An 11,864-nucleotide genomic window follows, 5' to 3' on the forward strand; every position below is an offset into this window, starting at 1 on the left:
GTCAGGGTGTGGTGAAGTCGGCCAGGACGGCGGCCAGCGCCACCGGAACCCGCGCCTTGATGCGGGTGCCCTCTGCGATGTGCTCGGCAGCGTCGACGCGTCCGTCGGCGTGCACGCGGGCCACCAGGTCGCCCCGGTCGTACGGGATCGTGACATCCACGGCGACGTCGGTGGGCACCACCAGTTCGGCCATGCGGGCACGCAACCGGTCCAGCCCGTCGCCGGTGTGCGCCGACACGAACACCGCTCCGGGCAACGCACGGCGCAGCTGTGCCAGCGTCAACCCGTCGGCGGCGTCGATCTTGTTGACCACCAACAGTTCCGGCGGTGAGGCGATGCCGTACTCGGCGACCACCTCGTTGACCACCTGCCGCACGGCGTTGATCTGCGCCAGCGGGTTGACGTCGGAGCCGTCGACGACGTGGACCAGTAGGTCGGCGTCGACGACCTCTTCGAGCGTCGACCGGAACGCCTCGACCAGCTGGGTGGGCAGGTGCCGGACGAAGCCGACGGTGTCGGTCAGCACGAACGGCCGGCCGTCGTCGAATTCGCCTCGGCGCGTGGTCGGTTCGAGGGTGGCGAACAGTGCGTTCTCGACCAGCACACCGGCGCCGGTCAGTGCGTTGAGCAGACTGGACTTGCCCGCGTTGGTGTAGCCGACGATGGCCACCGAGGGCACTTCGCTGCGCCGTCGACCGCTGCGCTGCGTATCGCGGATCTTCTTCATTTCCTTGATGTCTCGGCGCAGCTTGGCCATGCGCTCGCGGATGCGGCGACGGTCGGTCTCGATCTTTGTCTCACCGGGACCACGGGTGCCGACGCCACCGCCGGCGCCGCCGGCCCGGCCGCCGGCCTGGCGGGACATCGACTCACCCCAGCCGCGCAACCGCGGGAGCATGTACTCCATCTGCGCCAGCGACACCTGGGCCTTGCCCTCGCGGCTGGTGGCGTGCTGGGCGAAGATGTCGAGGATCAGCGCGGTGCGGTCGATGACCTTGACCTTGACGACCTTCTCCAGCGCGTTGAGCTGGGCGGGGCTGAGTTCGCCGTCGCAGATCACGGTGTCGGCGCCGGTCGCGAGCACCACCTCACGCAACTCGGCGGCCTTGCCGGAGCCGATGTAGGTGGCCGGGTCGGGTTTGTCGCGGCGCTGGATGACGCCTTCGAGGACTTCGGAGCCCGCGGTTTCGGCCAGGGCGGCCAGCTCGGCCAGGCTGGCGTCGGCGTCCGCGGCGCTGCCTTCGGTCCAGACGCCGACCAGCACGACACGTTCGAGGCGCAGCTGGCGGTACTCGACCTCCGAGATGTCGGAGAGCTCGGTGGACAGCCCGGCGACGCGTCGCAGCGCACTGCGGTCTTCGAGCGCCAGTTCGCCGGCGCTGGGTGAGTCGAGGAATTCGGGATATGTCATAGGCGAATCAAGGTTCGCACGGAGATCACTTTTCATGCACCCCAATTAACGTCGCTGGGCGTCCCACCATTCCTCGGTGAGTTCGCCGTGCGCGACCAGTTCGGAGGGCCCGCGCAGGAAGCTGCTGCCCTCGGTGACCGTGACCTGGACTTCTCCACCCGGGACGAGTACCCGCAACTGGCCGGTCTGATCGCCGGAATGCGCGAGCGCGGCCACCACCGCGGCAACGGTCCCGGTGCCGCAGGACCGGGTCTCCCCCACTCCGCGCTCGTGCACCCGCATCGAGACCGCGCCGTCGATCGGCGCCGTGAGCACTTCGACGTTGACGCCCTCGGGGAACTGCGCACGGTCGAACTCCACCGGGGCGGCGACGTCGAGGGCGGCCAGGTCGCGGCCGCTCAGGGTCGGATCGACACAGGCCAGGTGGGGGTTGCCGACGTCGACGGCCAGACCGGTGAAGTGTCTGCCGCCCACCACGGCGTGTCCGGAGCCGAAGACGTTGGCCTTGCCCATCTCGACGGTGACGTCGGCGGCCAGGTGATCGGCGGTGTGCAGAACCACCGGCCGCGGCCCGGCCAACGATCCGACGACGAACTCGGGTCGCCGCTCCAGTCCGCTGGCGTGCAGGTAGTGGGCGAATACCCGTACCCCGTTGCCGCACATCTGCGCGACGGACCCGTCGGCGTTGCGATAGTCCATGAACCAGTCGTCGGTGTCCACGCCGTCCGGGAGCCGGCTCAGCACACCAGCGGAGCGCGCGGCACCGGCCGTCGTCACGCGCAGCACGCCGTCGGCGCCCAGTCCACGCCGACGGTCGCACAGCGCAGCGACCGCCGGCGGCGCCAGGTCGAGCGCGGCCGGCAGGTCGGGCAGTACGACGAAGTCGTTCTGCGTGCCGTGGCCTTTCGCGAACTTCACCTGGTCAGGATACGTCCCGCCAGGTCCGCGTGACACGCTCGGCGAGGCGCTGCGGTCCCCCGTCGGCGGCCCCGTCGAGCCAGGTGATGCGGTGGTCGCGGCGGAACCAGGACCGTTGCCGGCGGACGTAGCGCCGGGTGCCCAGGAACGTCGGCTCGCGTGCGCCGGCGCCGGCGCCGCCGGCGTCGAGGTCGGCGAGCACCTGCGCGTAACCCAGCGCGCGTGCGGCGGTGACGCCGTCACGCAGACCCCGATCGATGAGCGCGAGTACCTCCTCGACGAGCCCGGTGGCGAACATCGTGTCGGTGCGCCGGGCCAACCGTTCGTCGAGTTCTGCTGTCGGCCAGTCCAATCCGACGATCACGGTGCCCCACCGTGGCGCCCCGATCCGGGGTGCCGACGCGGCGAACGGCCGTCCGGTCAGCTCGACGACCTCCAGGGCGCGCACGATGCGGCGGCCGTCGGTGGGCAGGATCGACTCCGCGGCGGCGGGGTCGACCCCGTGCAGTTCCCGGTGCAGGGCGCCGACCCCGACCTCGGCCAGGCGGGCCTCCCACTTCGCCCGCACCGCGGGATCGGTGGCCGGAAACGTCCAGTCGTCGAGCAGCGACTGCACGTAGAGCATCGACCCGCCGACGATGATCGGCACCGCGCCGCGGGCCAGGACGGCCTCGACGTCCGCGGCGGCGGCCTGCTGGTAGCGGGCCACGCTGGCGGTCTCGGTGACCTCGAGGACGTCGAGTTGGTGGTGCGGCACGCCGCGGCGCTGGTCGGGCGGCAGCTTGGCGGTGCCGATGTCCATCCCGCGATACAGCTGCATCGCGTCGGCGTTGATCACCTCGGCGGGCACCTCGAGCCGGTCGGCGACTTCGAGGGCCAGCTCGGACTTGCCGGTTCCGGTCGGCCCGACCACGGCCAGCGGCCGCAGCGTCACGGCGTCCACACGCCGACGAAGCAGCCGACGCCGTACGGTGCGCCGCGGTAGAGCTCCTCGACGGCGCGGGGCCGCGGTTCGGCGAGGCCGCCGAGCGCCTGGTAGGCGGCGCGGCCCACGACCGGTCGCGGGGTGGTCGGTAACGCGGCGGTGTCCCCGGCGGCCAGCGCGTCGTCCAGCTCTGCTTGCGCGGACACCGATTCCGGGACGTGGCCGCCGGGCGCACCGGGGCTCAGCGTGTGGAAGCCGTCGGCGATCACCAGCACCCCGACGGGTGCGTCGGTGCGGTCCAGCTCGGCGCGCAGCGCGGCACCGCGACGGCGGGCCGTCTCGGGGTCGAGGTCGGCGTCCAGGGCGTGCACCTCGATCTCGGCGTCGGGGGCGGCCAGCCCGCGCAGCCACCCGGCGACCAGCGCGCACAGCGGCAGCGGCGTCGCCGCGGCGGTCAGTGCCGCAGCAGACAGCGCCACGGGAACGTCGACGCCGTACCCGGCGAAGGTGCCGCGGGATTCGGGGCCGTACCGGCCGTCGGTCGCGGCGACACCGAGGGCGATCCACTTCGGGCCCAGCGCTGCCACAGCGGTCGTCGCCGCGGCACGCAGCGCAGCGGTTTCGGCGGCTGCGTCGCCGGCGAGCTCGGCGACCATGACCGGTGCCGACGGGACGATCGCAATGGCGCTGAGCACGTCACCAGTTAACCGCAGCGGTTCACACCGGCTGGTGGGTGGCGGCCTCCCCGCGGGCCAGCGCGGTGGTGGCCACCACCATCACGACCACGGCCGCCACCAGCGTGAACCAGCCGCTCTCGCCGGGCTGCAGCGTCTCGCCGAGAACCACAACGCCCAGCGCGCAGGCCACGATCGGCTCGGCGATCGTCATCGTCGGCAGCGTGGCGGTCAACGCCCCGGCCCGGAACGCCGCCTGCTGCAACACGGTGCCGCCGAGAGCGACCGCGAGCCACGCGTAGAGCTCCGGGGTGCTCAGCAGCGTCACCAGGCCGTCCCAGTCGGTGACGTCGAGCCGGTGCACCACGGTCTTGGTCAACACCGCGAAGACGCCCCACAGCCCGCCGGCCGCGGCGGCCAACAGCACGGCGCCGACCGGACCCGACGAGATCCGCGCGCCGATCAGACACAACGCGAGCAGCGGGCCCAGGACCGCGGCCACCTCGAGCCACGATTCCAGCGAGGCGCGGGTGTGACCGGCGGTCGGGTTGCCGACGGTCACCACGATGATCACCGCGCCGGCCAGCAGCGCCGCCCACCCCCATTCCCTCGGTGACACCCGCCGGTCGTGCAGGCGGGCGTGGATCGGCAGCGCGAACAGCAGCGACGTGACCAGGAGGGCCTGCACGAGCAGCACCGATCCGAACCCGAGCGCGGCGGCCTGCAGCCCGAATCCGGCCGCGGCCACCGCGCTGCCCAGCCACCACCGCCGGTCCCGGAGCAGGCGGGCGAACAGCGCCACATGGCCGACGGGTTCGTCGGTGACCTGCTGGGCCGTGCGCTGATGGATGACGTCACCGCAGGCGACGAAGAACGCGGCTGCCAGCGCGAGCAGCACGGCGATATCGGCTTTGGCCATCGGCCTCCTTACGGGTCCGCACCGAAGCCTAGAGAGCGGCCGTCTCCAAGGCGTGCGCACAGCGGCGGTCGACCTGTTTCAATAGCGGGCGAACGGCTGTAGGGCGCCGCGCTGCGCGGCAGGTGCGCGAGATCGCGCGAAAGGGCACGAGGTAACCGACATGACGACAACCGAACCGGGCGGAGCAGGCGAGACCGATCCGCAGGCCGACCAGCAGCGGACGGGTTCCGCACCGACGCCCTCGGCAGCACCGCGACCCACCCCCGGCCCGAAGCCCCGCCCGGGTAAACCCGTCCCCCGCCCTGCGGCACCGGTCAAGGCGCCCGTCGTCACCGTGCCGAGCAGTGATCCGCACAAGTTCGGCCGAGTCGATCCCGACGGCACCGTGTGGCTGATCACCGCCTCCGGCGAGCGCACCATCGGCTCCTGGCAGGCCGGTGAGCCCGAAGCCGCGTTCGAGCACTTCGGGCGGCGGTTCGACGATCTGCACACCGAGGTGGTCCTGCTGGAGCGCCGGCTGGCCTCCGGGGCCGGCGACGCCCGCAAGATCCGGTCGGCGGCCACCGCCCTGGCCGAGAGCCTGCCCGAAGCGCATGTCCTCGGCGACGTGGACTCGCTGGCCGCGCGCCTGGCCGACCTCGTCGCCCAGGCCGACGCAGCGTCTCAGCAGGAGAAGGCGCGCCGGGAGGAGCAGCGCGCAGCGCAGACCGCACGCAAGGAGGCGCTGGCCGCCGAGGCCGAGGAGCTCGCCGCGAACTCCACCCAGTGGAAGGTCGCCGGCGACCGTCTGCGCGCCATTCTCGACGAGTGGAAGACGATCACCGGCCTGGACCGCAAGACCGACGACGCGCTGTGGAAGCGCTACTCGGCGGCGCGGGACACGTTCAACCGGCGTCGCGGCTCACACTTCGCCGAGCTGGACCGCGAGCGCGCCGGCGCCAAGCAGGCCAAGGAGGCGTTGTGCGTGCGTGCCGAGGAGTTGTGCGACTCCACCGACTGGGGACCCACCTCGGCGCTGTTCCGGGACCTGCTCGCGGAGTGGAAGGCTGCCGGCCGTGCGGCCAAGGACGTCGACGACGCGCTCTGGCAGCGGTTCAAGGGCGCGCAGGACAAGTTCTTCTCGGCGCGCAACGCCGCCACCGCCGAACGTGACGCCGAGTTCCGCGCCAACGCCGCGGCCAAGGAGGCGTTGCTGGCCGAGGCCGAGCAGATCGACACCTCCGATCTCGATGCCGCGCGCGCGGCGCTGCGGTCCATCGGGGACCGTTGGGACGCGATCGGCAAGGTTCCGCGCGAACGCGCCGCCGAGTTGGAGCGGCGCCTGCGTGCGGTGGAGAAGAAGATTCGGGACGCCCCGACCGGCGGGGTGGACCCGGAGGCCGCTGCGCGCGCCGAACAGTTCCGGACCCGTGCCGAGCAGTTCGAGCGTCAGGCGGCCAAGGCCGAGGCGGCCGGCCGCACCAAGGAGGCCGAGCAGGCCCGGGCCAGCGCCGAACAGTGGCGTCAGTGGGCCGAGGCGGCCGTCGAGGCCCTGGGCAAGCGGCGCGGTTAGCCGGCGGGCTGGTCGGGGTCGCGGGGTTCGTCGGGCGTTCCGAGCACCGTCCGGCCCTGGTTCAGGGCCGATCGGCGGCGCCGCTCCTCCTCTTCGGCCATCTGCAGCGCGGTGCGCGTCCAGACCACCCGCGCCCAATGGAACGTCAGCAGGATGACCGACAGCCAGCCGAGGATCAGACCGAAGCCGGGCCCCGGATACAGTTCGGCCGCGGTCTGGCGGGACCACACCGCGAGCATCCCGATCACGCTGGCCACCGCCGAACCGGCCAGGGCGATCCAGGCCAGTGTCCAGCGCCGGGTGAGCAACGCCAGGATCGAGAATCCCACCGAGAACACCAACGCCAGGATGGCGAACACCCGCGACGGCAGCGCGACGGCCTCGTCGTCGGCGGCCTGGGAGAACACCAGCACGTCGAATCCCCGCGCGCTCCCGGTGTGCGGCAGCAGGAACGACAGCAGCAGGACGAAGACCAGGATCGCGACCACGAGCGCACGGACGCCGGCGTCGAACTCACCGGCCACGCGGCGTTCGACGTCTTCGATATCGTCCTTGTAAGAGTCGAATTCGTCCGGTTCGTTCGGCGTACTCATTGTCCGCATCCGTTCATGATCTGCGTCGGTGCCGGTGCTCCCACACCCGGCATACCCAGCCCGACGCCGGTGCGGGGTCGCCGCCCCGCGGCGTGGGCGTCCCCGGCGCGGGTACGCCGGTGGCTGCGCACACCGGCGTCTGCGACGAGATGGTGCGGTGCGGCGGCGGTGACGGTGGTGGTCACGACATCCCCGGGCCGGATCTGCTCGCGCAGGGCACCGGGCGCGAAATGCACCAACCGGCCGTCGCGCGCCCGCCCGGACAACCGGGCGGTGCTGGCGTCCTTGCGGCCCTCGCCGGTGGCGACGAGCACCTCGACGGTCCGGCCCACCTGAGCGGCGTTCTCCTCCAGGGAGATCTGCTCCTGCAACGCGATCAATCGCTGATACCGTTCGGAGACAACGTCTTTGGGCACCTGGTCGGGCAGCTCCGCGGCCGGGGTACCCGGTCGCTTGGAGTACTGGAACGTGAACGCGGTGGCGAAACGCGCCGCCGCGACGACATCGAGCGTGGCCTGGAAGTCGGCCTCGGTCTCCCCCGGGAAACCGACGATCAGGTCGGTGGTGATCGCGGCGTGCGGGATCGCCGCACGCACCCGTTCGATGATGCCGAGGTAGCGGTCGGCGCGATACGAGCGGCGCATGGCGCGCAGGATCCGGTCCGAGCCCGACTGCAGCGGCATGTGCAGCGTCGGGCACACATTCGGCGTCTCGGCCATCGCGTCGATCACGTCGTCGGTGAACTCCGCGGGGTGCGGCGAGGTGAACCGCACCCGTTCGAGACCCTCGATGTCGCCGCACGCGCGCAGCAACTTGGCGAACGCACCGCGGTCGCGCGGTTGGTCCTCGTACGGCGCTGATGGGTCCTCGCGCAAGCGCTCGTCGGCGAACGACACACCGTAGGCGTTCACGTTCTGCCCCAGCAGGGTGATCTCGAGAACACCCTGATCCACGAGCGCCTGCACCTCGGCCAGCACGTCGGCCGGCCGGCGGTCGACCTCCTTGCCCCGCAGGGACGGCACGATGCAGAACGTGCAGGTGTTGTTGCAACCGACCGAGACGGAAACCCAGGCGGCATAGGAAGATTCGCGGCTGGCTGGCAGCGACGACGGGAATTCCCGCAGCGATTCGGCGATCTCGACCTGCGCGACCCGGTTGTGCCGGGCGCGTTCGAGCAGCGCGGGTAGCGAACCGATGTTGTGGGTGCCGAACACCACGTCGACCCAGGGCGCCTTCTGCAGCAGCGCATCACGGTCCTTCTGCGCCAGACACCCCCCGACGGCGATCTGCATGTTCGGGTCGGCCTGTTTGCGCGGCGCCAGGTGACTGAGGTTGCCGTAGAGCTTGTTGTCGGCGTTCTCGCGGACCGCACAGGTGTTGAACACGACCACGTCGGCCTCCGCGCCGTCGGCGGCGCGTCGATAACCGGCCTGCTCGAGCAGTCCGGAAAGCCGCTCGGAGTCGTGCACGTTCATCTGACAGCCGTAGGTCCGGACCTGGTAGGTGCGCACGCTCCGTGGTTCGACGGGTGCGCGTCCGACCGCGTCCACCTGCTGCGTCGCCATGGAAGTCACGGGCCCATGGTACGGCCGGAGACGCCGGCCACCGAAACGCGCGGGCAGGCGCCAATCCGCCACTTGCAAGGCAGTGGGCGCCGGCTCTGGGTAAGGTCAGCACCCATGCAGACGCCTTCGGCTGTGCCGATGATCTCGATGAAGGCGGTCAACAAGCATTTCGGTGCGCTGCACGTACTCAACGACATCAACCTCGAAGTCGGCAAGGGGCAGGTCGTCGTGGTGCTCGGCCCGTCGGGATCGGGAAAGTCCACGTTGTGCCGCACCATCAACCGGCTGGAGACCATCGACTCGGGCACGATCGCGATCGACGGCCAGATCCTTCCCGAGGAAGGCCGCAAGCTCGCGCAGTTGCGCAGCGAGGTCGGCATGGTGTTCCAGTCGTTCAATCTGTTCGCCCACAAGACGATCGTGGAGAACGTGATGCTGGCCCCGATGAAGGTGCGCCGCACGTCCAAAGACCAAGCCCGCGAGAAGGCGATGGCGCTGCTCGAACGCGTCGGGGTGGCCAACCAGGCCGACAAGTATCCCGCGCAGCTGTCCGGCGGGCAGCAGCAACGGGTCGCCATCGCCAGGTCCCTGGCGATGAGCCCGAAGGTGATGCTGTTCGACGAGCCGACCAGCGCACTGGACCCGGAGATGATCAACGAGGTGCTCTCGGTGATGTCGGCGCTGGCCGCCGAGGGCATGACGATGCTCGTCGTCACCCACGAGATGGGGTTCGCGCGCCGAGCCGCCGACCGGGTGGTGTTCATGTCCGACGGCGCCATCGTCGAGGACGCCGAACCTGCGGAGTTCTTCGACCATCCGAAGTCCGACCGGGCCAAGGATTTCCTCGGCAAGATCCTGCACCACTGACCACGAAAGGACCCGTTGTCATGTCCCCCAAGCCGCGTTCCCCGCGCGTCCTCGCCGCACTCGCTCTGTGCGCAGTCCTGCCCCTGGCCGCCACCGCGTGCGGGGACGGCGGCGGCAGCGGAGAAGGCGATGGCAACACCATCGTCATCGGCACCAAGTTCGACCAGCCCGGGCTCGGGATGAAGAACCCGGACGGCACCATGAGCGGGTTCGACGTCGACGTGGCCACCTATGTGGCCGGCGAGCTCGGCTATACGCCCGAGCAGATCGAGTGGAAAGAGGCCCCGTCTCCGCAGCGAGAGAACCTCATCCAGAACGGTCAGGTCAGCTTCATCGCCGCGACGTACTCGATCACCGACTCCCGCAAGGAGAAGGTCGACTTCGCCGGTCCGTATCTGATCACCGGCCAGAGCCTGCTGGTGCGGTCGGACAACAACGACATCACCGGGGCGGCCTCGTTGGAGAACAACAAGGTGCTGTGCTCGGTGTCCGGGTCGACCCCGGCGCAGAAGATCAAAGACGAATACGAGCTCGTCCAGCTGCAGCAGTACGACACCTACTCGGCCTGCATCGAGGCGCTCAAGAACGGCGCGGTCGACGCGGTCACCACCGACGAGGTCATTCTCGCCGGCTACGCCGCGCAGAGCCCCGGCGCCTTCAAGATCGTCGGCGAGCCGTTCTCCGAGGAGCGCTACGGCATCGGGCTGAAGAAGGATGACGCCGAGATGCGCACCAAGGTCAACGACGCCATCAAGAAGATGACGGACAGCGGCGCGTGGAAGGAAGCCTTCGACCGCAACCTCGGGCCGGCCGGGATCACCGCGCCGACACCGCCGCCGCTGGACAACTGACGCCGGTCCCCGGGAACGCCCGTGGAGGTCTTCACCGAGTACCGCGAGCAGATCTTCGCCGCGTTCGGAACCACGATCGAGTTGACGGTGTACTCGGCCGTCGGCGCCTTGATCCTGGGCACGGTGCTGGCGGCGATGCGGTTGGCCCCGGTGCCGATGCTGAACTGGATCGGCACCAGCTACGTCAACATCGTGCGCAACACGCCGTTGACGCTGATCATCCTGTTCTGCTCGTTCGGGCTGGCCCAGACGATGGGCATCACGCTGGCCGACCGGCAGTCGCCGACGTTCATCGCCGACAGCAGCTTCCGGCTCGCGGTGCTCGGGTTCATCGTCTACACCGCGGCGTTCGTGTGTGAGACCGTGCGCTCGGGTGTCAACACGGTGCCCCTGGGCCAGGCCGAAGCGGCGCGGGCGCTCGGTCTGACGTTCAGCCAGAACCTGCGGATCATCCTGCTGCCGCAGGCGTTCCGTGCGGTGCTGATCCCACTGGGTTCGGTGTTGATCGCGTTGACGAAGAACACCACGATCGCCTCGGCGATCGGGGTGGCCGAGGCGGCCCTGCTGATGAAGGAGATGATCGAGAACACCGCCGCGGTGATGGTGGTGGGCGGGATCTTCGCGTCGGGCTTCGTGATCCTCACGCTGCCGATGGGGTTGATCTTCGGCTGGTTGGGCCGGCGGCTGGCGGTGGTCCGGTGACGACGTCGACGGTGCTGTTCGACGCGCCGGGCCCGCGCGCACGGGTCCGCAACCGGGTGGTCTCCGTGGTCACGGCCGTGGTGCTGCTCGCGGTGGCGTGGCTGGTGTACACGCGACTGGACGCCAAAGGCCAACTGACGGCGCAGAAGTGGCAGCCGTTCCTGACCGCCGACCTGTGGACCACCTATGTGCTGCCGGGCGTGCAGGGCACCTTGACCGCGGCGGCGGTGTCGATCGCCGCCGCGTTGGTGCTGGGGTTCGTCCTGGGCGTGGGGCGGTTGTCCACCCGCACGCCGATCCGGTGGTTCTGCGCAGTGTTCGTGGAGTTCTTCCGCGCGGTTCCGGTGCTGATCATGATGATCTTCGCGTACTTCCTGTATGCGTTCTACGACGTGTTCCCCTCCAAGCATCTGGCGTTGGCGGCGGTGATCACCGGTCTGACGCTCTACAACGGGGCGGTGATCGCCGAGATCGTGCGGGCAGGCGTCCACGCGCTGCCCCGCGGCCAGTCCGAGGCCGCCTCGGCGTTGGGGCTGACCTGGGGTCAGACGATGCGCTCGGTGCTGCTGCCCCAGGCGGTGACCTCGATGCTGCCGGTGCTGATCTCGCAGCTGGTGGTGGTGCTGAAGGACACCGCGCTGGGTTACCAGATCACCTTCGTCGAGATGGTGCGCCAGGGCACGGTGGTCGGCTCGTCGTACGGCAACTACATCCCGGCCCTGATGGTGATCGCGGTGTTGATGATCACCGTCAACTTCGCGCTGTCATGGTTTGCGACCTGGCTGGAACGGCGCCTGCGGCGGGCCCGACGCGGGCCGGCGCCGATGGAGGCCGAACCGCTCGAGCTGCAGGGTGATCGCAGCCGCGGCGTCTGAGTGAGGGAACCG

At 70.2% G+C, this 11,864-nt stretch carries 12 protein-coding genes; 5 read left to right on the forward strand and 7 right to left on the reverse strand.

What is annotated here, in order from left to right; genetic code table 11:
* Position 1 precedes the first annotated feature (1 nt).
* Genes hflX through ACAG25_RS15710 form a run of 5 tightly spaced genes read right to left on the reverse strand, consistent with a single transcriptional unit; the run spans position 2 to position 4,847 of the window.
* Positions 2-1,411 carry a GTPase HflX gene (hflX, locus tag ACAG25_RS15690; protein ID WP_370489386.1) on the reverse strand — a complete coding sequence of 470 codons (1,410 nt, stop codon included), beginning with the start codon at positions 1,409-1,411 and terminating at the stop codon, positions 2-4.
* 45 nt (positions 1,412-1,456) lie between these two features.
* Positions 1,457-2,329, reverse strand: a complete 873-nt coding sequence (gene dapF / locus ACAG25_RS15695; protein WP_370489387.1) for a diaminopimelate epimerase — start codon at positions 2,327-2,329, stop codon at positions 1,457-1,459.
* Positions 2,330-2,333: 4 nt separating this feature from the next.
* On the reverse strand, positions 2,334-3,257 hold the full coding sequence (miaA, locus tag ACAG25_RS15700; protein WP_370489478.1) for a tRNA (adenosine(37)-N6)-dimethylallyltransferase MiaA: 924 nt from the start codon (positions 3,255-3,257) through the stop codon (positions 2,334-2,336).
* A gap of 2 nt (positions 3,258-3,259) precedes the next feature.
* On the reverse strand, positions 3,260-3,949 hold the full coding sequence (locus ACAG25_RS15705; protein WP_370489388.1) for a hypothetical protein: 690 nt from the start codon (positions 3,947-3,949) through the stop codon (positions 3,260-3,262).
* A gap of 22 nt (positions 3,950-3,971) precedes the next feature.
* Positions 3,972-4,847 (reverse strand): DMT family transporter, encoded by an 876-nt coding sequence (locus ACAG25_RS15710; RefSeq protein WP_370489389.1) that lies wholly within the window; start codon positions 4,845-4,847, stop codon positions 3,972-3,974.
* A 160-nt stretch (positions 4,848-5,007) separates the two neighbouring features.
* Here ACAG25_RS15710 and ACAG25_RS15715 point away from each other — a divergent pair, with 160 nt between their 5' ends.
* Positions 5,008-6,399 (forward strand): DUF349 domain-containing protein, encoded by a 1,392-nt coding sequence (locus tag ACAG25_RS15715; protein WP_370489390.1) that lies wholly within the window; start codon positions 5,008-5,010, stop codon positions 6,397-6,399.
* Here ACAG25_RS15715 and ACAG25_RS15720 read toward each other — a convergent pair.
* Entirely contained in the window at positions 6,396-7,001 is a 606-nt protein-coding gene (locus ACAG25_RS15720) for a hypothetical protein (RefSeq protein WP_370489391.1), read from the reverse strand. The genes ACAG25_RS15715 and ACAG25_RS15720 overlap by 4 nt on opposite strands.
* Complete coding sequence (miaB, locus tag ACAG25_RS15725) at positions 6,989-8,557, reverse strand: tRNA (N6-isopentenyl adenosine(37)-C2)-methylthiotransferase MiaB (RefSeq protein WP_370489479.1); 1,569 nt, start codon at positions 8,555-8,557, stop codon at positions 6,989-6,991. Before miaB ends, ACAG25_RS15720 begins: the two co-directional genes overlap by 13 nt.
* A 138-nt stretch (positions 8,558-8,695) precedes the next feature.
* Between miaB and ACAG25_RS15730 the strand changes: the two genes are divergently transcribed.
* From ACAG25_RS15730 to ACAG25_RS15745, 4 genes are read left to right on the forward strand one after another with little or no spacing between them, the layout of a single operon-like run.
* Positions 8,696-9,424, forward strand: a complete 729-nt coding sequence (locus tag ACAG25_RS15730) for an amino acid ABC transporter ATP-binding protein (protein ID WP_370489480.1) — start codon at positions 8,696-8,698, stop codon at positions 9,422-9,424.
* 20 nt (positions 9,425-9,444) lie between these two features.
* On the forward strand, positions 9,445-10,275 hold the full coding sequence (locus ACAG25_RS15735; protein WP_370489392.1) for a glutamate ABC transporter substrate-binding protein: 831 nt from the start codon (positions 9,445-9,447) through the stop codon (positions 10,273-10,275).
* 21 nt (positions 10,276-10,296) lie between these two features.
* Positions 10,297-10,977, forward strand: coding sequence for an amino acid ABC transporter permease (locus ACAG25_RS15740; RefSeq protein ID WP_370489393.1), 681 nt, complete (start codon positions 10,297-10,299; stop codon positions 10,975-10,977).
* Positions 10,974-11,852 carry an amino acid ABC transporter permease gene (locus ACAG25_RS15745; RefSeq protein WP_370489394.1) on the forward strand — a complete coding sequence of 293 codons (879 nt, stop codon included), beginning with the start codon at positions 10,974-10,976 and terminating at the stop codon, positions 11,850-11,852. The genes ACAG25_RS15740 and ACAG25_RS15745 overlap by 4 nt, the downstream gene beginning before the upstream one ends.
* The last annotated feature ends 12 nt before the right edge of the window (positions 11,853-11,864 follow it).

This window comes from Mycobacterium sp. pV006, assembly GCF_041287115.1.
Lineage (GTDB): Bacteria > Actinomycetota > Actinomycetes > Mycobacteriales > Mycobacteriaceae > Mycobacterium.

Excerpts from the sequence above, each read along its gene's own strand:
- ACAG25_RS15720 (WP_370489391.1), bottom strand. The coding sequence starts at position 7,001 with ATGCGGACAATGAGTACGCCGAACGAACCGGACGAATTCGACTCTTAC.
- ACAG25_RS15715 (WP_370489390.1), top strand. The coding sequence starts at position 5,008 with ATGACGACAACCGAACCGGGCGGAGCAGGCGAGACCGATCCGCAGGCC.
- ACAG25_RS15710 (WP_370489389.1), bottom strand. The coding sequence starts at position 4,847 with ATGGCCAAAGCCGATATCGCCGTGCTGCTCGCGCTGGCAGCCGCGTTC.
- ACAG25_RS15735 (WP_370489392.1), top strand. The coding sequence starts at position 9,445 with ATGTCCCCCAAGCCGCGTTCCCCGCGCGTCCTCGCCGCACTCGCTCTG.
- miaB (WP_370489479.1), bottom strand. The coding sequence starts at position 8,557 with ATGGCGACGCAGCAGGTGGACGCGGTCGGACGCGCACCCGTCGAACCA.
- hflX (WP_370489386.1), bottom strand. The coding sequence starts at position 1,411 with ATGACATATCCCGAATTCCTCGACTCACCCAGCGCCGGCGAACTGGCG.
- ACAG25_RS15730 (WP_370489480.1), top strand. The coding sequence starts at position 8,696 with ATGATCTCGATGAAGGCGGTCAACAAGCATTTCGGTGCGCTGCACGTA.